Source organism: Amycolatopsis mediterranei (assembly GCF_026017845.1).
GTDB classification, from domain to species: domain Bacteria; phylum Actinomycetota; class Actinomycetes; order Mycobacteriales; family Pseudonocardiaceae; genus Amycolatopsis; species Amycolatopsis mediterranei.
Genome location: NZ_CP100416.1, coordinates 4,374,067 through 4,396,356 on the forward strand (window position 1 = coordinate 4,374,067; position 22,290 = coordinate 4,396,356).

Here is a 22,290-nt window from a genome sequence, read left to right on the forward strand (position 1 = left end):
GATGGCCGACGACGCCGTCCTGGTCACCGCCGACGGGCCGGTCCGGGTGCTGACCCTCAACCGGCCGGACTCGCTCAACGCGTTCGACACCGAGCTGCACCACGCGCTGCCCCGGGTGCTGGCCGGCCTGAGCCTCGACCGCGAGGCCCGTGCGGTCGTGCTGACCGGCGCCGGCCGGGCGTTCAGCGCGGGCGGCGACCTGGAGACGTTCGAACGGCACGCGAACGACCTGGAGGAGCGGCGGCAGACCCTGCGCATCGGCCGCCGCCTGTTCGACGAGCTGGTCGGCCTGCACCTGCCGGTGGTCGCGGCGGTCAACGGCCCGGCCGTCGGCCTGGGGGCGACGCTGGTGACCGCCTGCGACATGGTCTTCATCGCCGAGCACGCCTTCCTCGCCGATCCGCACGTCACGGTGGCGCTGGTCGCCGGCGACGGCGCGGCGGCGACCTGGCCGCTGCACGTCAGCCTGTTGCGCGCCAAGGAGTTCCTGCTGACCGGGGACCGGGTGCCCGCGGCGACCGCTGTCGAGCTCGGCCTCGCCAACCGGGTCGTGCCCGCCGAGTCGCTCATGCCGGAGGCGCTCGCGTTCGCCCACCGGCTCGCCGCGCTGCCCCCGCAGGCGGTCCAGGACACCAAGGCCGTGCTCAACCAGTGGGTGCGGCAGGCGGCGGTCTCGGTGCTCGGCTACGGGCTGGCCGCCGAGAGCCAGTCGCACGACACCGCGGAATTCCGCGCCGTTCCCGAGGCGTTCCGCGCGCGGTCCGCCCGCAAGCCCTGAGACGACCCGGAGGTCAGCGGTGCGGTTCGCGCTGGACAAGGAGCAGGAGGACCTGCGCTCGGTCGTGCGGGAATTCCTGACGGACTTCTCGCCGGAACCCCTCGTGCGGCGCCTGATGGCCGACGACCGGGGCCACGACCGTCCGATGTGGACGAAGATGTGCGGTGAGCTCGGGCTCGCCGGCCTGGCCGTGCCGGAGGAGTACGGCGGCGCCGGCTACACCTTCGTGGAGCTCGGCATCGTGCTGGAGGAACTGGGCCGGGCCCTGACGGTGACCCCGTTCCTCGCCTCCGTGGTCATGGCCACGACGTTGCTGCTGGCCACGGACGACGAGGGGGCGAAGAGCGACTACCTGCCCGCGCTGGCCGAGGGGCGGCGGATCGGCACGGTCGCCCTGGCCGAAGACAGCGGGCACTGGACGCGCGAAGGCGTCGCCATGCAGGCCCGGCCGGCCGGGGCGGGGTGGGTCCTCGACGGGCACAAGTCGTTCGTGCTGGACCTGATGAGTGCCGATCTCGTCCTGGTGATCGCGCGGGTCGATGCGGAGGCCGGCGCGTTCGGCGTGTTCGCCGTGGAGCCCGGCGCCGCGGGGCTCGAGCGGCAGCCGTTGCCTGTGCTGGACCAGACCCGCAAGCAGGGGCGGCTGACCTGCGCGGACACTCCGGCCCGGCTGATCGCCGGTGGGTGGGCGGCCGTGGACCGGATGCTGGACCTGACCGCCATCGCGGTGAGCGCCGAGATGCTGGGGGGTGCGCAGCGGACGCTGGAGATGGCGGTGTCCTACGCCGGCGTGCGGGAGCAGTTCGGCCGGCCGATCGGCTCGTTCCAGGCGATCAAGCACAAGTGCGCCACCATGCTGATGGAGGTCGAGGCCGCCCGGGCCGCCGTCTACTACGCGCTGTGGGCGGCATCGACGCAGGCACCGGACCTCCCGGCGGTGGCGAGCCTGACCAAGGCGTTCTGCTCCGACGCCTACCAGTTCACCGCGGGGGAGAACATCCAGATCCACGGGGGGATCGGCTACACCTGGGAACACCCCGCCCACCTGTACTTCAAGAGAGCGAAGAACAGCGCTCTGTTCCTCGGCGGTGCGGACCACCACCGCGAGCAGCTCGCCCAGCGCATCGGCATCTGAGCCGACCCGGATTCCGGAGGAAACCCATGACACCCGAGGGACGGCTGTACATCGACGGCGAGTTCCGCGAGGCGGCGGGCGGCGGCCGGTTCGAGGTCCTGAACCCGGCCGACGAGTCGCCGGCCGGCACCGCGGCCGACGGGCAGCCCGAGGACGTCGCCGCCGCGGTCGGCGCCGCCCGGCGGGCCGCCGACGAGACGTCGTGGCCCACCGAGCACGCCTTCCGCGAGCGCGTCCTGCGCCAGTTGCAGGACGCGCTGCGCGAGGAACGCGCGGCGGCCGCGTCGATCCAGATCGCCGAAGCCGGGACCCCGGTGTCGAACATCGCCGCGCACATCGACGTGATGATCGAGGACATGTCGTTCTTCAACGACCTGATCGGGCGCTTCCCGTGGGAGCGCGGCTTCGGCCCGCACCAGGGGGTCGGACCGCGGAGCAACCGTCACGTCCGCTATGAGCCGTACGGGGTCGTCGGGGCGATCACGCCGTGGAACGCGCCGTTCATGACCGACCTCTGGAAGATCCAGCACGCGCTGGCCACCGGCAACACCATCGTGCTCAAGACGGCGCCGGACACGCCGTTGACCGGCGCCTTCATCGCCCGGATCGCGCACGAGCGGACCGACCTGCCGCCCGGCGTGCTGAACGTGATCAGCTCGCGGGACAAGGCGATCGCCGGCGAGGCGCTGACCGGTGACCAGCGGGTGGACATGTTCCACTTCACCGGCTCGCCCGCCGTCGGGCAGCGGATCTACGAGCGCGGCGCCGTCGGCATCCGCAAGGTCTGCCTGGAACTGGGCGGCAAGTCCGCCAACATCATCCTCGACGACGCCGACCTCGCCGTGGCGATGCCGATGACGGTCGGCATGTGCATGTCGAACAGCGGGCAGGGCTGCGCGCTCGCGACCCGGCTGGTCGTCCACGCTTCGCGCTACGACGAGGTGCTCGACGCGCTGACCGCCGCGGTCGGGGCGCTGCCCTGGGGCGACCCCACGGATCCGGCGACGTTCGTCGGGCCGATCATCAACGCCGCCCAGCTCGCCCGGATGGAGGGGCTGGTGGACCGCGCGCGCGACGCGGGCGCCCGGGTCCTCGTCGGCGGCCGCCGCGGCGGCTCGCCGAGGGGCTTCTGGTACGAGCCGACGGTGGTCGCCGACGTCGACGAGAACGCCGAGCTGGCGCAGACCGAGGTCTTCGGCCCGGTGCTGACCGTGGTGCGCTACGACGGAGACGACGACGAAGCGGTGCGGGTCGCCAACAATTCTCGTTACGGGTTGTCGTCCTACATCCAGACTCGCGACCCGGACCGAGCTCTGCGGCTGGCGCACCGCATGAAGGCGGGGACCGTCAACGTCGGCCCGTCGTTCTACCTGTCGCCGGACACGCCGTTCGGTGGCTACGGCATCAGCGGCGTCGGCCGCGAGCACGGCGAGGACGGGTTTCGGGAGTACCTCCAGGCGAAGACCATCGCGACCCCGGCGTAACCGCTCCTGCTGCGGTTCGTCGTGGGGGCCGGAGACTCCTTTGTCCACTGTGGACGGCACTATCGAGTGATGTTCTTTCGAACGAGTGTTCGGTAGCGTGGAGATATGGCCGAGACCGGGCAGACCGCAGCGTGGCAGCTTTCCGATGGGGAGCTGGCCGCGGCGCTCTGCGCGTCCGAGAAAGCCATGCGCGCCGCCTACGCAGCGCACCTGGATCTGGTGGCCGAAGCCGACCGGCGTGGCCTCGGGCCGTCGACCGGGTTCCGGGACACCGCGGCATTCCTGGTCGGGGCGCAGCGGATCTCCTGGGACGACGCCCGGGAACGGGTGGCGATCGCCACCGCCGGGCTGCCGGGGCTACGAGCGGCGCTCGCTGCGGGAGAGATCGGTGCGAAGCACGCGGCGGCGATCGCGAAGGTGCTCCAGCAGGCCCCGCCCACCGTCAGCGCGGAGCAGGTGACCGCGCATGAGCGGACGTTGGTGGAGCTGGCGCGCCAAGCGACCCCGGCCACCGTGCACAAGGCCGGGCAGCGCATCATCGACTACTGGGACATCGAGGGCAAGGCGCCCCGGGACCGCGAAGGCGAGCTGGCGCGGCCGCGACGGGAGTTTCGCTACACCTGGACCCGCGATGGCCGGATGAAGTTCTCCGGCGCCTTCGATGCCGAGGCCGGACGGCTGGCCGAGCAACTGTTCGTGCCGCTGGCCAAGCCGGACCCGGCAGACGAGCACGGCGAGCCCGACCCCCGCACGGCCGCAGAGCGGCAGGGAGATGCGGTCGCGGCGATCTTCGACCTCGCGGCGCGCGCCGCCGACCTGCCGGTCCGGGCCGGGGAACGCGCGGTCGCCACCGTGACCATCCCGTACGCGGACCTGCAGCGCGAAGCCGGGCTGATCGCTCTCGACGATGGCGAGCAGCTGACCGTGTCCCAGCTGCGGAGGCTGCTGTGCGACGCGAAGATCTATCCGGCGGTGCTGGGCGGGGAAGGCCAGGTGCTGGATCTGGGTCGGGCCGCGCGGACTGCGACCGCGGCGCAGCGGCGGGCGCTGGTGATCCGGGACCGCGGGTGCACGAGGCCGGGGTGCCCGCGGGGCCCGAAGTGGACCACACCACATCACATCGTTTTCTGGGCCGCCCAGGGTGGCGAGACCAATATCAACGATCTCGCGTTGGTGTGCGAGCGGTGCCATCGGCTGATCCACCATGGTGGCTGGGGCATCGAACTGCGACACGGGGTCGTCTACTGGATCCCACCCGCGTGGCTCGATCCGCAGCGACAACCGGTGCGCAACAACGCCCACGACCCACCACAACAGCAAGCCGCGTGACACGGCCGGCATCAAGCCAACCCGATGGGGTATCCGAAGCACAGACCGGCATGCCTCGGATACCCCGCCACGAGGCGTCTCCGTGCCGGTCGGGGCAGGATCAGGCCGGTTCGGCGCCGACGACCCCGTCCGCGCGCAGCCGAGCGATCTCGGCCGCCGACAACCCCCAATCGAGCAGAGCCTCCTCTGATCCCTGGCCCGGGCGCGGCGGCGGACCGGCGATCGCGCCCGGCGTGCGCGCCAACCGGGGTGCCGGAGCCGGCTGGACCACGCCGAACGCCGTCGTGAACACTTCTCGTGCCTGGTTGTGCGGATGGGTCGTCGCCTCGGTGAGGCTCAGTACCGGTGTGACACACGCGTCGGTGCCGTCGAACTCCTTCTCCCACTCGTCGCGGGTGCGGGTGCGCAGGACACCCGCGATCAGCTCGCGCAGGGCCGGTCGCTGCGCCGGGTCGTCGCGGTCGGGCACCTCTCGCGGATCGAGACCGAGCCGCTCCAGGAACTCCGCGTAGAACCGCGGCTCGGCCGCCGCGACCGCCACGAACCGGCCGTCCGCGGTTTCGTGGACCTCGTAGTGCGGGGAGCCGCCGTCGGAGAAGTTGACGCCCACCTCGTCCACCCAGCGGTCCTGGGCGAGGAAGCCGTGGACCATCGCCGTGAGCGAGGCGACGCCGTCGATCATCGCCGCGTCGATCGCCTGGCCGAGGCCGGAGCGGGACCGCTCCAGCAGGGCGCAGACGACGCCGAACGCCAGCATCAGCCCGCCCCCACCGAAGTCGGCCACCAGGCCCGGCGGAGTGGCCGGGAGCTGCCCGCGCCGCGAGAACAGCCGTAGAGCGCCGGAAAGCGCGAGGTAGTTGAGGTCGTGGCCGGCGGCCGGAGCCAGCGGGCCGTGCTGGCCCCAGCCGGTCATCCGGCCGTAGACCAGGCGCGGGTTGCGGTCCAGGCACACCTCCGGCCCGAGGCCGAGCCGCTCCATGACGCCGGGCCGGAAGCCCTCGACGAGCACGTCGGCGCGCTCGGCCAGCCGCAGCACCGCGTCCGCGCCGCCAGGGGCCTTCAGGTCCACGACCACCGATCGGCGGCCCCGGTTGAGCACGGCCTTGGCCGGGTCGCCCGCGAGGGTGGACACCGGCCGGTCGACGCGGAGGACGTCGGCGCCCATGTCGGCGAGCATCATGGCCGCGTAGGGCGCCGGGCCGAGTGCGGCGATCTCCAGGACGCGGATCCCGTCGAGCGGTCCGGGCATCAGCCGAGCCGCTCGATCAGCGTGCCGGTGCCGAGACCGCCGCCGCAGCACATCGTGATCAGCGCGCGGCGGGCGCCGGTGCGCTCGAGCTCGTGCAGCGCCTTGGTGAGCAGGATCCCGCCGGTGCCGCCCAGGGGGTGGCCGAGCGCGATCGCGCCGCCGTTGGGGTTGACGCGGGCGGGGTCCACCCCGGTTTCCCGCTGCCAGGCGAGCACCACCGAGGCGAACGCCTCGTTGATCTCGACCAGGTCGATGTCGGCCAGGGTGAGCCTGGTGCGCTCCAGCAGCCGGCGCGTGGCCGGGATCGGCCCGGTCAGCATCAGCTCGGGATCGCTGCCCGCCAGCACGGAGTCCACGATCCGGGCGCGCGGCCGCAGACCCAGCTCCGCGGCGCGCTCCTCGGTCATCATGAGCACCGCGGAGGCACCGTCGGCGATCTGCGACGACGTTCCCGCCGTGTGGCGGGCCGGGGTGCGGCCGGGCAGGTTGGGCTTGAGCGTGCCCAGCACCTCCAGGCTCGTCGGACGCGGGCACTCGTCGGTGTCGAAGGTCTTCGTGCCGGTCTTGACGCCGTGCTCGTCGGTGACCGGCACGGTGATCGACACGATCTGGTCGCGGAAGCGGCCCCCGGCGATCGCGTGGGCCGCCCGTTGCTGGGACTGCGTCGCGAAGGCGTCCAGCGCGGTGCGATCGATGTCCCAGCGCTCGGCGATCCGCTCGGCCGCCTCGAACTGGGTGGTGGCCTCCCAGTGCTCGACGTACCGGCCGCCGCGGCTGTCGCCGAGCTCGGTGATCGAGCTGGACCCCATCGGCACCTGGCTCATCGATTCGACGCCGCACGCGACGGCGATGTCCACCAGGCCGCCGGCCACCAGCGCGTGGGCCAGGGTGGTCGCCTGCTGGGACGATCCGCACTGGACGGTCACCGTGCTGGCCGGCACCTCCAGCGGCAGGCCCGCCCCCAGCCAGGCGTTGCGGGCGACGTTGCCGCCCTGCTGGCCCACCTGGCCGACGCACCCGCCGACGACCTGGCCCACCAGGGCCGGGTCCAGGCCGGTCCGGTCGAACAGCGCGGCGAGCACGTCGCCGAGCAATTCGGGGGCGCGGTAGCCGGACAGGGTGCCGCGCCGCTTCCCGACCGCCGACCGGACCGCTTCGACGATGACGACCACTGGGCACCTCCGTGAGTTCGAGTACTTGAGGTAGATGATAGCAATCAGAATAACTATCTAACTGATAAGCTGGAAGCCGGGCACCGCCGCCGGAGAGGAAGACCGATGATCGAGACGCGCTTCACCGAAGCATTCGGCGTCCGCCACCCGATCGTGCAGGGTGGGATGCAGTGGGTGGGCACCGCTCCGCTCGTCGCCGCCGTCGCGAACGCCGGCGCCCTCGGGCTGATCACCGCGCTCACCCAGCCCACGCCCGAGGAACTCCTCCGCGAGATCGAGCGCTGCCGCGAGCTGACCGATCAGCCCTTCGGCGTCAACCTCACGATCCTGCCGAGCATCAAGCCGCCGCCCTACGCGGAGTACCGCGCCGCCATCATCGAGTCCGGCGTGCGGATCGTGGAGACCGCCGGCTCCAACCCGGCCCCGCACCTGCCGCACTTCCGCGAGGCGGGGATCAAGGTGCTGCACAAGTGCACCAGCGTGCGGCACGCGGTGAAGGCGCAGGCCGTTGGCGTCGACGGCGTCAGCATCGACGGGTTCGAGTGCGGCGGCCACCCGGGTGAGGACGACATTCCCGGCCTCGTGCTCATCCCGGCGGCGGCCCGGCGCCTGGACATCCCGGTGATCGCCTCGGGCGGCTTCGCCGACGGCCGCGGGCTGGTCGCGGCGCTCGCGCTCGGCGCGGACGGCATCAACATGGGCACCCGTTTCCTGTGCACCGCCGAGGCCCCGGTGCACGACCGCGTCAAGCAGGCCATTGTGGACGGTGACGAACGCAACACCGAGCTGATCTTCCGGCCGCTGCGCAACACCGCGCGGGTGGCGCGCAACAAGATCAGCGTCGAGGTGGTGCGGATGCTGGACGAGGGTGCGGAGTTCGCCGACATCCGGGACCTGGTCGCCGGGGTGCGCGGCCGGGAGGTCTTCCGCACCGGCGACCTCGACGCCGGGATCTGGACGGCCGGCTGCGCGCAGGGCCTGATCGACGACATCCCCACGGTGGGGGAGCTGGTCGACCGGATCGTCGACGAGGCCGAGAAGCTGATGGAAGCCGGCCTGCCCGCGCTGGTCTCGCGATGACCGCGCCGGAGCGGGATTGGCGGGTCTTCGCCATCCGCTACGCCGAGCGCGAAGGGGTGGCGGCCGACGAGGTCTTCCTCCACGCCACGCCGTCCGACGAGCCGCGCGCGATGGCCTACTACCTCTGGCTGGTCACCGGCCCGGCCGGGGGGTTCCTGGTCGACACCGGCTTCGGCTGCGAGGTGGCCCGGCTGCGCGACCGGGAGGACTGCCTGCGCGGAGATCCCCTGGACGCCGTGCGCGCGCTGGGCGTCGCACCCGAAGAACTGTCCGATGTGGTGCTCACCCACCTGCACTTCGACCACTGCGGCGAGCTCGGCCGGTTTCCCCGGGCGCGGTTCTGGCTGCAGCAGCGGGAAATGGCCTTCTGGATGGGGCCGAACGCGCGGCGCCCCTCGTTCCGCCGGGTCGTGATGAGCCAGGACATCACCGCCGTGGCCGCGCTGAACCTCGACGGCCGCGTCCGGTGGGTCGACGGCGACGTCACGATCGCGCCGGGGCTGTCGCTGCACCACGTCGGCGGGCACACCGCGGGCATGCAGGTGGTGCGGGTGGTGACCGGGCACGGCGTGGTCGTGCTCGCCTCCGACGCCGCCCACTACTACGCCAACCTCGCCGCGGACCGGCCGTACTCGGCGCTGGAGTCGGTGAGCGGCGCGCACGCGGCGTTCGACCGGCTGCGCGAGCTGGCCGGCCCGGCGGCGCACATCGTGCCGGGCCACGACCCGGCCGTCCTGACGCGCTACCCCGTGGCCGGCCCGCACCTGGCCGGCACCGCGGTCGAACTGACCGCGGGTCCCCTCGAACCCGAAGTGGAGAAACTATGATGCGGACAGCGGTGGTCGGCCTGGGCACGATGGGCGGTGCGGTCGCCCGGCGGCTGCGCGCCGAAGGGTTCCCCACACTCGTGCACGACGTCGATCCGGCCGCCGTGGCCCGGCTCGTCGAGCTGGGCGCGACCGCCTGCTCGCCGGAGGACGCCGGCGCGGCTGACGTGATCATCACCAGCCTGCCCAACGACCGGATCGTCACCGACGTGGTGCTCGGGAGCGGCGTGCTGAAGAGCTGGGCGGGCCGCGTCCTGGTGGAGCTGAGCACGACGTTGCCGGACACGGTGAAAGCGATCGCGGAGGCCGCCGCGCCGCACGGGGTCGCGGTGGTCGACTGCCCGGTCAGCGGCGGCCCCGGGGAAGCTCTCGCGGGCAAGCTCGTCCAGCTCGTCGGGGCGGACGACGACGCGCTCGAACGAGCCCGGCCGGTCTTGGCGGCGCTCGGCACGATCGAGCACGTCGGCGCGGTCGGCCACGGCAAGACGGTCAAGCTGCTCAACAACCTGATGGCGATGGGCAGCATCGTGGTGGCCGCGGAGGCGTTCACCCTCGGCGTCCGGCTCGGACTGGACCGGCACGAGCTGTTCGACGTGCTCAGCCGCTCCGGCGGGCGCTCGTTCCACTTCCTCAAGCGGTGGCCCTACGCCCTGGCCGACGACTACCACGCCCGGTTCGCGGTATCGCTGGGGGAGAAGGACATCCGGCTCGGGCTGGAACTGGCCCACGAGAGCGGTTACGTGACGCCGGTGGCCGCCACCGTGCACCAGATCTTCGAGATGGCGCGGGCCAAGGGGCTCGGCAACGAGGACGTCGTCGCCGTGCTCAAGGTCTACCAGGAGTGGGCCGGGCAGTAGCGCTCAGCTGCGGCTCACGTACTTGATCCGCTGGAAGCCGCGCAGGCCCTCGGCACCGCCCTCGGTGCCGACGCCGCTGAGGTGGAACCCGCCGAACGGGGTTTCCGGCAGGGACGGCCGCCAGCTGTTGAGCGCCACCGACCCGGCTTCCAGCTCGCCGGCGATGCGGGCCGCCGCGCGGGAGTCGTGGGTCCACGCGTAGGACGCCAGCCCGAAGGGCAGCCGGTTGGCCTCGGCCAGTGCTGCGTCGAGGTCGTCGAACGGGGTCACGGTCTTGAGCGGGCCGAACGGCTCGACCGAGCCCGCGAGCGAGTCCGGCGGGACCGACGTCAGCACGGTCGGGGCGAAGAACCACCCGATGTCGCCGATCCGCTCTCCGCCGGTCTCCACAACGGCACCACGGGCCCGGGCGTCGGCGGTCATTTCGGTCAAGGCTTGGAGCCGCCGTCCGGTCGCGACGGGTCCCATTTGGACACCGTCGGCCAGCCCGTCGCCGACCTTGCGGGCGCGGACCGCGTCGACGAACGCGGTCAGGAACCGGTCGTAGACGTCCGTGTGGACGAGGAACTGCGTCGGGGAAGTGCACACCTGGCCGGAGTTGCGGTAGCAGGCCGGGACGGCCGAGCGGGCGACCGTCGCCACGTCGGCGTCGGCGAGCACCAGCACCGGGGCGTGGCCGCCGAGCTCCATGGTCATCCGGGTCATCGACGGCGCGCCCAGCGCGTGCAGCTCGGCGCCGACCGCGGTGGATCCGGTGAAGGTCACCGCTTGCACGATCGGCGAGGTCACCAGGTGCCGCCCGATCATCGGCGGATCGCCGAAGACCACGTTCAGCACGCCGTCGGGCAGCCCGGCTTCCTGCAGGGCCGCCGCCATCATCAGCGCCGCCGTCGGGGTCTCTTCGGCCGGTTTGAGGATCATCGAGCAGCCGGCGGCCAGCGCGCCACCGATCTTGCGCGACGGGGTCACCGCGGGTGCGTTCCACGGCGCGAACGCGGCCACCACACCGACGGGCTCGAGCACGGTGTGCTGCAGGGTGTCCGGGTCCCGGGCCGGGATGACCCGGCCGTAGCCGCGCCGGGCCTCCTCGGCCGCCCACTCGAGGTGCTCGGCGGCCAGCAGCACCTCGGCGCGGGACTCGGCCAGCGGCTTGCCCAGCTCCAGCGTGATGACCATGGCGACGTCACCGGCCCGCTCGCGGATCAGCCGGGCGCCCTCGCGCAGCACGCGGCTCCGCTCGACCGGCGAGGTCCGGCGCCAGCCGGGGAACGCCCGGCGCGCGGCGTCCAGTGCCTCGTCGAGATCCTCGATGGTGGCGACGGGCAATTCGGTGAGGATTTCGCCGGTAACCGGATTCTCGACCGGGCGGGTCTCCCGCCCGGAACCGCGGGTCCAGCGGCCGTCGACGAGCATCCGGGGTTCGGGGTGCGAGCTCATGGTTCTCCTGCGGGACGTTCGAACAGCCGCACGACGGCGTCGAGGGCGACCACGCCTTCGCCCGCCGGGCGCACGAGCACGGGATTGATTTCGGCCTCGGCGACGTCGGCGCGCCCGGCCAGCTCCGACACGGCCACGACCAGCCGGGCCAGTGCGTCGAGATCGCCGGGCTGCGCTCCACGGTGGCCCCGCAGCGCTGCGAGGCCCTTCACCTCGGCGAGCATCCGGCGCACGGTGTCGAGGTCGACCGGCGCCGGCCGGAGGCTGCGGTCGGCGTAGACCTCGGTGAGCACGCCGCCGGCGGCGACCAGCACGAGCGGTCCCACTCCCGCGTCGACGCGGTACCCGACGAGCACCTCGCCGAGGCCGTCCGCCATCGACTGCACCAGCACGTCGGAGATCTCGACGCCGCCGCGTCCGGCCACCGCGGCCTGGATCTCGCGGGCTGCCTCACCGACGCCGGCCGGTGTCTCCACCCCCAGCACTACGCCGCCGACGTCGCTCTTGTGCCCGAGTGCGGAGGAGAGCGCCTTGACCGCGACCGGGAACTCCAGCCCGGTCGTTTCGACGTCGTCGACGGGCACCACCCGGTGCGGCGCGGCGACGACCCCCAGCTCGGCCAGCACCGCGTAGGACGCGGCCTCGTCGAGCGGACGCGTCGGTCCGGGCCCGGCGGGGGGAGGAGGCGGCACCGCGCGCGGGGGACGACGGCCGAGTGCCGCGGCGATCGCGTCGGCGCACGATTCCGGGGTGCGGAACGCGGGCACGCCGGCGTCGGCGAGCATGGCCAGCGCCTCGGGCGCGTGCGGCACCAGGAACGCCGCCAGCCCACCGCGGTCGGCGCGGTCGACGATCGGGCGGACCGCGACCTCGGGTTCGAACCGGGCCGACGACCCGACCACCGCGACGACGAGGTCGAACTCGCCACTGGCGTGCAGGACGTCCAGCGCCGCGGCCATCACGGCGTAGCGGGTACCGGCCAGCGTCAGGTCGACGATCGCGCCGGGTGCGGCGGGTGCACCTGCCTCGGCCAGCCGGACGAGAGTGGCCGGTGAAGGTCCGGCCACTTCGACGCCGAGCACGCCGAGCTGGTCGACGACCATCGCGGCGCCGCCCCCGGTGGTCGTGACCACCCCGACCCGCGGGGTCGTCCCGGTGCGCACCGGGGTCCTGGCGAGCAGCGGGAGCCCTTCCAGCAGGCCGTCGAGGGTGTGCGCGCGGGCGATCCCGCAGTCGGCGAGGAAGGCCGCGGCGACGTCGTCCTCGCCCGCGAGTGAACCCGTGTGCGAAACCGCCAGCTCCGCCGCGGTGCGGGAGCGGCCGAGTTTGTAGGCCAGCACCGGTTTCCCGTGCGCGGCCGCTTCGCGGGCGAAGGCGCGCAGGCGGTCGGCGTGCCGCAGGTTTTCCAGGAACAGCAGGAAGCCGGTGACGTCCGGATCGGCCACCGCCGCACCGCAGATCTCGCCGATCCCGAGGTCCACCTCGCCGCCGACGGACACCAGGTGGGAGAAGGCCGCGCCGCACGCGGCCCCGCGGGACAGCAGCGCGCCGATGAGGCTCCCGGAGTGCGAGGCGACGAAGATCCCGCCGCGCGGGAGGTCCGGCTCGGCGAACGCCGCGTTGGCGGTGAGGGTCAGCCCGGTGCGGGTGTTGACCAGGCCGAGGCTGCTCGGCCCGAGGACGCGGATCCCGGATTCCGCGGCCACGGCGGCGAGTTCCCGCTGCCGGGCGGCGCCCTCCGGACCGGCCTCGGCGAACCCGCCGGACAGGACGGTCACCACCGGCACGCCCAGGCGCCCGCACTGGCCGACGGCCTCGACGGTGGCCGCCGTCGGCGTCATGAGGAACGCGTGGTCGGGCACCTCGGGCAGGGCGTCGAGCGACGGGAAGGCCGGCTCGCCGTCGATCGTGCCGGCCCGGCGGTTGACCGGGTAGACGGCGCCGGCGAACCCGCTGCGCCGCAGGAAGCGCAGCGGCCGCGAGGACGCCTTGGCCGGGTCCGCGGACGCGCCGACCAGTGCCACGCTGCGCGGCGTGAACAGGGCGGCGGCGAGATCGGCCGTCACTTCGGGGCCCGCTGGCTGAACCGGCGGCCCAGCACGTCCTCGGCGATCCGGTTGCGCAGGACCTCCAGGGAGCCGCCGGCGATCATCCAGCCCCGCGTGCGCCGGAAGCAGTACTCGACGAGCGTCTCAGTGCTGTAGCCCATCGCCCCCATCACCTGCAGGGCCTGGTCGGCGGCCTGGAACCCGGCCTGGTTGGCCGCCAGCTTGGCGACCGAGGTCTCGTAGGCGGACGGCAGCCCCTGCGCCGCGTTGGCCGCGGCCCGGTCCAGGAGCAGCTGCGCGCCGTCGAGGGCGACCGCCATGTCGGCGAACTTCCACTGGATGCCCTGGAAGTCCGCGAGGGTGCGGCCGAACTGCTCGCGCTGGAGGACGTGGTCGCGAGCGATGGTGAACGCGAGCCTGCCGAGGGTGAGCGAGCGCGCCGCGTTGCCGAGGCGCTCGACGTTGAACCCGCTGATCTGCTTCTTGAAGCCACCGGGCCCGAGCAGCACGTTCTCCGCGGGGATGCGGCAGCCGTCGAAGTACAGCGGGGCCCACTGCTCGCCGCTCATGTACTCCGACGGCTTGCCGATCTCCAGGCCGGGGGTCCCGCGTTCGACCAGGACCGAGCCGATGCCGCCGACCCCGGGGCCGAAGCGGACGTAGACGAGGAACACGTTCGCCTCGACACTGTGCGTCGACCAGATCTTGGTGCCGTCGACGACGTAGGAATCGCCGTCCCGCTCGGCGCTCGTGGTCAGGTCGGTGACCGCCGAGCCCGCCTCCGGCTCGCTCATCGCCAGCCCGAGCAACGACTTGCCGGCCAGGAAGCCGGGCAGGAACCGCGCCTTCTGGTCGTCGGTGGCGTACTCGGCGAAGGTCCGCAGCGCCCCGAAGTTGCCCGCCTGCACGACGTCGGCGCTCTTCGGGCAGACGAGGCCGATCTCCTGGATGGCGAGCACCGCGTCGAGCAGGGTGGCGCCTTGGCCGCCGTCCTCTTCCGGCACGGTGAGGCCCAGCAAGCCTTGCTGCGCAAGGAGTTCCGCGACCTCCCACGGGTAGCCGGGGGCGTGCGCTCGTTCGAGGGCGCCGGCCGCCAGCCGGTCGCGGGCGAACGCCCGGATCGACTCGGCGAACGCCGTCCGGTCCTCGGTGCTGGTGGTCATCGGGTCTTCCCTTCCTGCTGGTCCGCAAGCTCGCCCAAGACGGCGGTGACGTCGTCGAACGCCCACACGGCCGCGGCGATCCGCGCCGCGCGGTGCGGTCCGACGACGGGATCGGCGAGCAGCCGGAACTTGGCGGTGAGTTCGTCGTCGTCGAGGGGCCGGCTCGGCTCGCCCCGGGGCTGGCCCACCTCCCGGCACAGCGGCGGCCGCCCGGCGCGGTGGACCGTGACCCGGGCCGGGCGCTCGGCCGGGTAACGAGCGTCCAAACCGGCCTCGGCCACGACCTCGACCAGCGCCGCGAGCTCGGCCACCGCGGGGGACGCGCGGTGGGCCGCATCGAACTGCGCCAGCCCGGCCTTTCCGTCGAGCAGGGTCACCGCCACGGCGTAGGGCAGGCTCATCTGCGCGTCGAGGTGGCTGTCGAACGTCGTGTGCGCGTGGCCCGCCGCGATCGCGTAGGTCTCGACGCGCACCGCCGTCACGCCGCTGAGGTCGTGCTCGGCGCGCAGGTCCAGCAGCGCGTCGATCGCGCCGTGCAGGTGCCGGCAGCAGGCGTGGACCTTGACGTAGGTGTCCCGCAACGCCCAGTGTTCGCCGAGCCCGTCGAGCAGGGCGCCCGGGCGCCACGCGCCGCCGGCGAACGCGCGGAAATAGCCGTTGGTGCCTTCCAAGACGGTGGCTGGGCCGGTCACGCCGAGCCGGGCGAAGTGGGCGGACAGCAGGCCGTCCCGGGCCGCCTTCCCGGCGTGCAGCCGCTTGACCTCGGCTCCGCTGCCCAGGAACTCGAACAGGCCGCCGGAGTGCGAACCCGCGACGCCCAGCGCCGACGCGACTTCCGCGCGGTCGAGGCCGAGCACCACCGACACACCCGCCGCGGCGCCGAGGACCCCGGCCAGCGCGGTGTTGTGGAACCCCGCCTCGCGCGTCGCCGGATGCGCGGATCGGGCGACCCGGCAGGTCACCTCCACGGCCGCGGCGACCGCGCGCAGCACCGTCTCGGCGGGGGCGCCGGTGTGCTGCGCCGCCGCCAGGACGGCGGGCACGGCCGGCGCGCTCGGGTGCACCGAGCCGGGGGTGTAGCCGTCGTCGATGTCGAGGGCGTGCGCGGCGGTGCCGTTGGCCAGCGCCGCACCGGCGGCCGACGCGCGGCCGCCGCCGATCACCGACGCGTGATCACCGGGATACATCCCGGCCACCAGGTCGCGGACCGCCCCGGCCACCTCGGTCGCCGAACCGGCGATCGCGGCACCGAGGCAGTCCAGCACCAGCCGGCTGACCTGATGAGCGACGGCGGCGTCCAGGGTCGCCGTCTGCATGCCGTGCACCCACTCGGCGAGCTGCGCCGTCGCGCCGGAACCGTCACGCACTTCGGAGGCCGTCCTCAGCTAGAGAAAGAGTCAATTTATCTAACTATATAGTAGAGGCACGGCCACCGGAAGCGGGCTATCGCGGACGGACGCGGACGAGTCCTTCCTGGACCGCGCTGGCCACGTGCCGGCCGTCGCGGTCGAAGAAACGGCCGCGGGCCAGTCCGCGGCCGCCGCCGGCGGTCGGGGAGTCCTGGTCGAACAGCAGCCAGTCGTCCACCCGGAACGGCCGGTGGAACCAGACCGCGTGATCCAGGCTGGCCATCGCGACCTGGCTGTCGTGCTCGCCGAACGGCTCCAGCCGGTGGGCGGAGGTGACGCCGCTGAGCAGCGTCAAGTCGCTGGCGTAGGTCAGCAGGCAGGCGTGCAGCAGGGGATCGTCGCCGACGACGTCGGCCGCCCGCAGCCAGACCTGCGTGCTGCGTTCCGGTTCCGGGCCGGCCTGCCAGGCGCCGGCCCGGCGCAGGTCGAACGGCAGCATGTTGACCGGGATGTCCCGCCCGGCGCGCAGGAACGCCTCCCGGGACGTCGGCAGCGACTCCGGCGGCGGCGCGGCCGGCATGGTGTCCTGGTGGGTCAGGCCCGGCTCGTCGACGTGGAAGCTCGCCGACATCGTGAAGATCGTTTCGCCGTTCTGCAGCGCGTCCACCCGGCGGGTGGTGAACGAGCGGCCGTCCCGGATCCGGCCGACCCGGTAGACGATCGGGCTCGCGGGCCGGCCCGGCCGCACGAAGTAGCCGTGCAGGCTGTGCACCGGCCGGTTCCCGACGACGGTGCGCCCGGCGGCCACCAGGGCCTGCCCGGCGACCTGGCCGCCGAACACCCGCAGCGTGGCGTGGCGCGGGCTCCGGCCGCGGAACAGGTCCACTTCGAGGTGCTCGAGGTCGAGGATCTCGCCGGTCAGCTCGAGCAACGCGGCGTGCGCTGGGCCGGGCGCCGGCCGGTCGGTCCACGCGGACGTGCCGGTCACGGGGCCGAGCCGGTGTGCGCGCGGGCCAGCCGCAACCCCTCCTGGCGGCTGGGCGCGACCACCTCCCACCGCTCGCACGAGCACGCGCACACGTAGGAGCCGTCCTCCAGCGGGATCACGGACTGGGCCACGCAGTGACCCGATTTCTCGGCCACTTCGTGCAGGAACTCGGTCGGGGAGTCGTACAGGACGTTGTCGTCACTCATCTCGCGGCGCTCCCTTGCGCCTCAAGCCGCGGCCGGGGCCGGCAGCGGCGGCACGCCGGGGAACAGCTCGGTGAAGGCGCCGACGGTGATGCGGTGCCGGACCTCGGGGGCGACGTCGTCGAACAGGTGGTGCAGCGTCTCCTGCGTGTGCCCGTAGGTGCCTTCCATGTGGGGGTAGTCGCTGCCCCACAGGACGTTCCGGTAGCCCATCGCGGTGCACGCGGCGATCGCCGACTCGTCGTGCTGGAAGGAGGCGTACACCTGCGAGTAGATGATTTCCTTCGGGGACCGCTTGAGCTTGGGCCGCACCGCCATCGCGTGCTGGCGGTAGCCCTCCTCCATCCGGTCCGCGACGAACGGCACCCAGGTGGCCCCGCCCTCGGACACCAGCACCCGCAGGTCCGGGTGGCGGTCCAGGGCGCCGGAGGCGACGAGCTTCATCACGGCGCGCTGACCGCCGAACGTCGTCTCGGTGTAGTTCAGCACCGCGCCGCCGGGCCCGCGGTAGACCACACCGGACGCGCCGCCCTTGGACAGGTCGATGGGGTCGGTGCCGATGTGGAACGCGAGGACGAGGTTCGCCCGCTCCGCGGCCGTCCAGAACGGTTCCCAGGCGTCCTGGTTGTAGTCCTTCTGCAGCGGGTGCGGGGCGACCGGCAGGTAGACGGCGCGGTAGCCCATCTCGGCGACGCGTTCGAGCTCGCTCACCGCGTCGTCGATGTCCAAGGTGGACACCTGCGCGGTGGCGACCAGCCGGGGCGAGAACTCCTCGATGGCGTCCCAGGCCCAGTCGTTGCTGACCTTGAGCGCCTCGCGCAGGACTTCCGGGGTGCGGAACGACGAGCTCCACATGCCCAGCGACGGGAAGACCAGCTCCGCCCAGATGCCCTCGTTGTCCAGGTCGACCATCCGCTTGGTGAGGTCGCGGGCGCCCGGCGCCCGGTGCGTCGCCTCGAGGAACTCCTTGTTGCGGCCGGTGGGCAGCTTGCGGCGGAACGACATGCCGTCGATGTGGACGGTCTCCCACTCGCCGTCGGGGTCGCGCTCGGCCCGCGGGACGAGCTCGGCCAGCCGCGCCGGCAGGTTCTCCCGCCAGAGCTCTTCGGGCTCGAGGAAGTGCGAGTCGCCGGAGTTCGCCCAGATCTTCTCCATCGGAAATCCTTCTTCCTGCCGGCGGGCCGTCGGCCGCCGCCGGACGCGCCCGAGAGGTGTCGCGTGCCGGTCGAGTGAAAATGACGTTTTCAGTAGAGTCCTTCAACGCCAGGCTGTCAACACCTGCGGTGTGGCGACTTGGGTCTGTCAGCCGCCGGCCGGCTCCGCATCGCGCGCTCCGAGCGCGCGCAGCGCGAAACCGGTCAGCAGTTCGGCCGCCTCGTCCGGGGTGGCCGGGGCCGACCCGGTGATCTGCTCGTCGAACGCGTGCTGGATCGCCGCGCGGATCCAGCCGGCGTCCGAGGACGGCCGGGCCAGGGGGAACGTGCCGTCGGCCCGGCCGCGCTCCAGGATGGCGACGAGCTCGTCCTGCACCAGCGCGTGGTAGCGCTGGCGTTCGGCGGCGAACCCCTTCGCGCGGGCGATCTCCTCCGACGACATCACCAGCACGCGCTGGCGGCGGCGGGGATCGGCGGTGATGCGCAGCATGGCCTGCACGAACGCGCGCAGGGCGGCGGTCGGGGGGTCCGCGGCCGCGGCCCGGCGCAGGCGCGCCGCCACCCGGTCGGAGTCCTGCCGGAACAGGGCGAGCAGCAGCTCGTCCTTCGAGGCGAAGTGCCGGTAGAACGCGCGCGTCGAGAGCTCGGCGGCCCGCAGCACCTCGGTCACCGACAGGCTCGCGCCGCCGGTGGCCACCAGCGCCCGGTAGGCGGCGTCCACGAGCCGGTCGCGTTCCGACGTCTGGTCCACGCCACCCCTTTCCGGTCGAGCCGACCCGCTTCAGCGTAGAGCAGGCGATCACCCGGTGCCCGTGGACCTTGACAGCGGGCACTATAGTTCAATTAGTTAACTACTTGCTTTTGGTGACCCGCACACGACGGCCGGCCAGGCCGGGACGAGGAGTCGGCCGATGCGCCGGACGATTTTCGCCGAAGAGCACGAGCTGTTCCGCCGAACCTGCCGGACGTACTTCGAGAAGGAGTGCGTCCCGTTCGTCGAGGAGTGGGAAGCGGCCGGCCACGTGAGCCGGGAGGCGTGGCTGAAGGCGGGCGAACAGGGCCTGCTCGGCTGGGAGGTGCCCGAGGAGTTCGGCGGCTCCGGCGTCAGAGACTTCCGGTTCAACGCCGTCCTCACCGAGGAGTACTGGGCCAGCGGCTCGGTGGGGATCGGGCTCGGCCTGCAGAACGACATCATGGCGCCGTACCTGATCGAGCTGACGACGCCGGAGCAGCGGCGGCGGTGGCTGCCCGGGTTCTGCTCGGGCGAGATCATCACCGCGATCGCGATGTCCGAGCCGGGAGCCGGCTCCGACGTCCGCGGCCTGCGCACCACGGCCCGCCGCGAGGGCGGCGAATACGTGATCGACGGGACCAAGACGTTCATTTCGAACGGGCTGCTGGCCGACCTGGTGATGGTCGCGTGCAAGACCGATCCGGCGGCGGGGCACCGCGGCATCAGCCTGATCGCCGTGGAGGCCGGCACGCCCGGCTTCTCCCGGGGCCGCAAGCTGGACAAGATCGGCCAGCGCTCGGCCGACACCGCCGAGCTGATCTTCACCGACGTGCGGGTGCCGGTGGACAACCTCATCGGCGAGGAGAACCGGGGCTTCTACCACCTGATGCGGAACCTGCCGAAGGAACGGCTCGGCATCGCGGTGCACGCCGTCGCGAGCGCGCAGCGGGCCTACGAGATCACCCTCGCCTACGCCGGCGATCGGGAAGCGTTCGGCCAGCCGATCGGGAAGTTCCAGGTGAACCGGCACGCGCTGGCGGAGATGCGCACCAAGATCGACGTCATGCGGACCTACCTCGACCAGTGCGTCCTCGCCGTCAACGCGGGTGAGCTGACCGCCGAGGAGGCCGCCGGGGCGAAGTGGTGGACCACCGAGACGCAGTGGGAGATCCTCGACCGCTGCCTCCAGCTGCACGGCGGGTACGGCTACGTCAACGAGTACGAGATCGCCCGGCTGTGGCGCGACGCCCGGGTGCAGCGGCTCTACGGCGGGACCACCGAGATCATGAAGGACCTGATCGGCCGGTCCATGGGGATGTGAGCGCCCTGGGTACCCGGCCGCCGCGCTTCATCGATGGGGGGACGCGGCGGCCGGGCTGCTCGGGGGCCACCTCGCCGGGGGACGGCCGGCGAGGTGGCCGTCGTGGTCAGTCCTCCAGGACCGAGAGGGCGTTGTCGCGCAGGAACTTCCGGCGGTTCTCGTCGCCGAGGCCGCTCATCCGGTCGTAGAAGTCGGCCGGCTCGGCGAGTCCTTCGGCGTGCGGCCAGTCCGAGCCCATCACGAGCGAGTCGGCGGTGCCCAGCCGGTCGACCAGGCCCACGATGTCGTCCTCGGGGTAGGGCACCACCTTGACGTGCTTGTGGAAGATCCGGCTCGGGCGTTCGGGCAGCTGGCCGCCGAGCCACACGCCGTTGCGGCCCATGCCGCGGCTCTTGTCCATGTGCTTCAGGAAGTGCGGGACCCACTCGGCGCCGAACTCGCTGACCACGACCTGGATGTCCGGGAACCGGCCGAAGAGGTTGTCGAAGATCAGCGCCGAGAGCGTGTCGGTGATCGGCCGCTCGCCGTAGGTGTTCTGCCACTGCCAGGCCGAGAACTGGAACGGTGGCACCAGCCCCCAGCCCCACTGGGAGGCCACATTGGACTGGTAGTGGAACTCGGAGATGTGGAAGGCGACGCGCGCCTTCGCTTCGTTGACGCGCGACCAGATCGGGTCGAAGTACGGGTCGCCGGGGGAACGGCCGTACGCCGGTCCGGCGGGCAGCAGGATGAACCGGGCGCCGGCGTCGAGCACGGTGTCCAGCTCGGCCACGGCCCGGTCGAGGTCGCGAAGGGACAGCATCGCGGGCGCGTAGATCCGATCCTTGTAGTTGAAGCCCCAGTCCTCGTCGATCCAGCGGTTGAACGAGTGCAGGTTGTCGTAGAGCGGGTCGACGCCGTCGAGGTAGGCCTCGGCCATCAGCGCCCAGCCGCCCGGGTACATCAGCGCGCGTTCGATCTGCTGCTCGTCCATCTTGGCCAGCCGGGCGTCGTGCCGGAGGTACTCGTCCTTGATGTCTTCGAAGAAGCGCTCGGAATCGGACTCCACGCCCAGCGACCGCTGCCGGAGCATCTCGGCCAGCGAGCCTGGCACGTAGGCCTTGTCGAGGTCGTTCTCCAGCGCGTTGACGATCTTGTGGTTGGCGAGCAGGACCTTCTTGCCCGAGGCCAGCCGGACCGTCTGGATCGCGCTGTCCTTCTTGCCCTCCGGCATGAACCGGGTGAAGCAGTCTTCGGTCTCGTAGGAGTGGGTGTCGAAATCGATCATCTTGTAGGGCAGCTGGTCCGCCATCGTGGATCTCCTCGTCTTGGTCAGCAGGTGAGGTCTGTGCAGTGCGCGAACGCCTGCCGGGTCAGGTCCGCGATGGACCCGTCGGCGTGGTGCCCGGCGCGCAGCGCGCTGGCGAGGCAGGACACCGCGACCGCGGCCACCAGGGTGGGGCCGAGGTCCGGGCGGGCGGCGCCGGCTTCGCGCGCCAGCTGCCCGGCGATCTCCCGTTCCCAGCGCAGCCGCAGCCGGAGGCTGCGCGCCTCCAGCGCCGGCGTGGTCATGACCAGGTGGGTCAGCCGCTGGCCGCCGGTGGCCGGGTCGGCGACCGCGTGGTGGGCGAACCGGCAGACCGGCTCGGCGAGCGCGGCCACGCTGCGCCGTCGATCGCTCCGGCCGGCCACCAGGGCGACGAGCTTCAGCGCGGCGGCGTCCTCCCCGCTGAACAGCACGTCCTCCTTCGCGCGGAAGTACCGGAAGAAGGTCGCGCTGGAGATCCCCGCCCGGGCGGCGATCTGCTCCACCGTCGTGTGGTCGTAGCCGTGTCGTTCGAACAGCTCGAGCGCGGCGGTTTCGACCTCGGCGGCGGTCCGCAGCCGGTTGCGCTCCCGCAGTGTCATGGCTGCGATGCTATGTCGGGTTGAGAGACCCTCGCAAGAGTTTGAGCTTAATTATCTAACTAAAAGATATGGATAGATGATTCAGCTACTGCTAGC

20 protein-coding genes are annotated in these 22,290 nt (G+C 72.4%); 8 read left to right on the top strand and 12 right to left on the bottom strand.

Annotated elements, in window-relative coordinates; translation table 11 throughout:
* The first annotated feature begins 1 nt into the window (after nucleotide 1).
* From ISP_RS20295 to ISP_RS20310, 4 genes are all read left to right on the top strand, one after another.
* Nucleotides 2–778, top strand: coding sequence for an enoyl-CoA hydratase/isomerase family protein (locus ISP_RS20295; protein ID WP_013225682.1), 777 nt, complete (start codon nucleotides 2–4; stop codon nucleotides 776–778).
* A 19-nt stretch (nucleotides 779–797) separates the two neighbouring features.
* Nucleotides 798–1,913, top strand: coding sequence for an acyl-CoA dehydrogenase family protein (locus ISP_RS20300; protein ID WP_013225683.1), 1,116 nt, complete (start codon nucleotides 798–800; stop codon nucleotides 1,911–1,913).
* A 26-nt stretch (nucleotides 1,914–1,939) separates the two neighbouring features.
* Complete coding sequence (locus tag ISP_RS20305; RefSeq protein ID WP_013225684.1) at nucleotides 1,940–3,397, top strand: aldehyde dehydrogenase family protein; 1,458 nt, start codon at nucleotides 1,940–1,942, stop codon at nucleotides 3,395–3,397.
* A gap of 105 nt (nucleotides 3,398–3,502) precedes the next feature.
* Nucleotides 3,503–4,726 carry an HNH endonuclease signature motif containing protein gene (locus tag ISP_RS20310; protein ID WP_013225685.1) on the top strand — a complete coding sequence of 408 codons (1,224 nt, stop codon included), beginning with the start codon at nucleotides 3,503–3,505 and terminating at the stop codon, nucleotides 4,724–4,726.
* Between the two features lie 100 nt (nucleotides 4,727–4,826).
* Here ISP_RS20310 and ISP_RS20315 read toward each other — a convergent pair whose 3' ends face one another.
* On the bottom strand, nucleotides 4,827–5,975 hold the full coding sequence (locus ISP_RS20315) for a CaiB/BaiF CoA transferase family protein (RefSeq protein ID WP_013225686.1): 1,149 nt from the start codon (nucleotides 5,973–5,975) through the stop codon (nucleotides 4,827–4,829).
* Complete coding sequence (locus tag ISP_RS20320) at nucleotides 5,975–7,147, bottom strand: thiolase family protein (protein WP_013225687.1); 1,173 nt, start codon at nucleotides 7,145–7,147, stop codon at nucleotides 5,975–5,977. Before ISP_RS20320 ends, ISP_RS20315 begins: the two co-directional genes overlap by 1 nt.
* A gap of 105 nt (nucleotides 7,148–7,252) precedes the next feature.
* Between ISP_RS20320 and ISP_RS20325 the strand changes: the two genes are divergently transcribed.
* Genes ISP_RS20325 through ISP_RS20335 form a run of 3 tightly spaced genes read left to right on the top strand, consistent with a single transcriptional unit; the run spans nucleotide 7,253 to nucleotide 9,911 of the window.
* The gene (locus tag ISP_RS20325) at nucleotides 7,253–8,227 is read left to right on the top strand and encodes an NAD(P)H-dependent flavin oxidoreductase (protein ID WP_013225688.1); all 975 of its coding nucleotides are present in this window, start codon (nucleotides 7,253–7,255) and stop codon (nucleotides 8,225–8,227) included.
* The gene (locus ISP_RS20330; protein ID WP_013225689.1) at nucleotides 8,224–9,054 is read left to right on the top strand and encodes an N-acyl homoserine lactonase family protein; all 831 of its coding nucleotides are present in this window, start codon (nucleotides 8,224–8,226) and stop codon (nucleotides 9,052–9,054) included. The genes ISP_RS20325 and ISP_RS20330 overlap by 4 nt, the downstream gene beginning before the upstream one ends.
* On the top strand, nucleotides 9,051–9,911 hold the full coding sequence (locus ISP_RS20335) for an NAD(P)-dependent oxidoreductase (protein WP_230468865.1): 861 nt from the start codon (nucleotides 9,051–9,053) through the stop codon (nucleotides 9,909–9,911). Before ISP_RS20330 ends, ISP_RS20335 begins: the two co-directional genes overlap by 4 nt.
* A gap of 3 nt (nucleotides 9,912–9,914) precedes the next feature.
* On the opposite strand, the gene ISP_RS20340 is transcribed toward ISP_RS20335, so the two are convergent.
* The 8 genes from ISP_RS20340 to ISP_RS20375 form a co-directional block, all read right to left on the bottom strand.
* Nucleotides 9,915–11,348, bottom strand: coding sequence for an NAD-dependent succinate-semialdehyde dehydrogenase (locus ISP_RS20340; RefSeq protein ID WP_013225691.1), 1,434 nt, complete (start codon nucleotides 11,346–11,348; stop codon nucleotides 9,915–9,917).
* Nucleotides 11,345–13,414, bottom strand: a complete 2,070-nt coding sequence (locus tag ISP_RS20345) for an acetate--CoA ligase family protein (RefSeq protein ID WP_013225692.1) — start codon at nucleotides 13,412–13,414, stop codon at nucleotides 11,345–11,347. Before ISP_RS20345 ends, ISP_RS20340 begins: the two co-directional genes overlap by 4 nt.
* On the bottom strand, nucleotides 13,411–14,559 hold the full coding sequence (locus ISP_RS20350) for an acyl-CoA dehydrogenase family protein (RefSeq protein ID WP_013225693.1): 1,149 nt from the start codon (nucleotides 14,557–14,559) through the stop codon (nucleotides 13,411–13,413). Before ISP_RS20350 ends, ISP_RS20345 begins: the two co-directional genes overlap by 4 nt.
* Nucleotides 14,556–15,926: an MmgE/PrpD family protein gene (locus ISP_RS20355; RefSeq protein WP_013225694.1), complete on the bottom strand. Its 1,371-nt coding sequence runs from the start codon at nucleotides 15,924–15,926 to the stop codon at nucleotides 14,556–14,558. Before ISP_RS20355 ends, ISP_RS20350 begins: the two co-directional genes overlap by 4 nt.
* 76 nt (nucleotides 15,927–16,002) lie before the next feature.
* Entirely contained in the window at nucleotides 16,003–16,896 is an 894-nt protein-coding gene (locus ISP_RS20360; RefSeq protein WP_013225695.1) for an acyl-CoA thioesterase, read from the bottom strand.
* The gene (locus ISP_RS20365) at nucleotides 16,893–17,102 is read right to left on the bottom strand and encodes a hypothetical protein (RefSeq protein WP_013225696.1); all 210 of its coding nucleotides are present in this window, start codon (nucleotides 17,100–17,102) and stop codon (nucleotides 16,893–16,895) included. The genes ISP_RS20360 and ISP_RS20365 overlap by 4 nt, the downstream gene beginning before the upstream one ends.
* Before the next feature lie 21 nt (nucleotides 17,103–17,123).
* Nucleotides 17,124–18,254, bottom strand: coding sequence for an amidohydrolase family protein (locus ISP_RS20370; protein WP_013225697.1), 1,131 nt, complete (start codon nucleotides 18,252–18,254; stop codon nucleotides 17,124–17,126).
* A gap of 147 nt (nucleotides 18,255–18,401) precedes the next feature.
* Nucleotides 18,402–19,004, bottom strand: a complete 603-nt coding sequence (locus ISP_RS20375; protein ID WP_013225698.1) for a TetR/AcrR family transcriptional regulator — start codon at nucleotides 19,002–19,004, stop codon at nucleotides 18,402–18,404.
* 160 nt (nucleotides 19,005–19,164) lie between these two features.
* Between ISP_RS20375 and ISP_RS20380 the strand changes: the two genes are divergently transcribed.
* A complete protein-coding gene (locus tag ISP_RS20380; protein ID WP_013225699.1) occupies nucleotides 19,165–20,307 on the top strand; it encodes an acyl-CoA dehydrogenase family protein in 1,143 nt (380 codons plus the stop codon).
* 106 nt (nucleotides 20,308–20,413) lie between these two features.
* Here ISP_RS20380 and ISP_RS20385 read toward each other — a convergent pair whose 3' ends face one another.
* Entirely contained in the window at nucleotides 20,414–21,598 is a 1,185-nt protein-coding gene (locus tag ISP_RS20385; protein WP_013225700.1) for an amidohydrolase family protein, read from the bottom strand.
* A 20-nt stretch (nucleotides 21,599–21,618) separates the two neighbouring features.
* Entirely contained in the window at nucleotides 21,619–22,194 is a 576-nt protein-coding gene (locus tag ISP_RS20390; RefSeq protein ID WP_013225701.1) for a TetR family transcriptional regulator, read from the bottom strand.
* Between the last annotated feature and the right edge of the window lie 96 nt (nucleotides 22,195–22,290).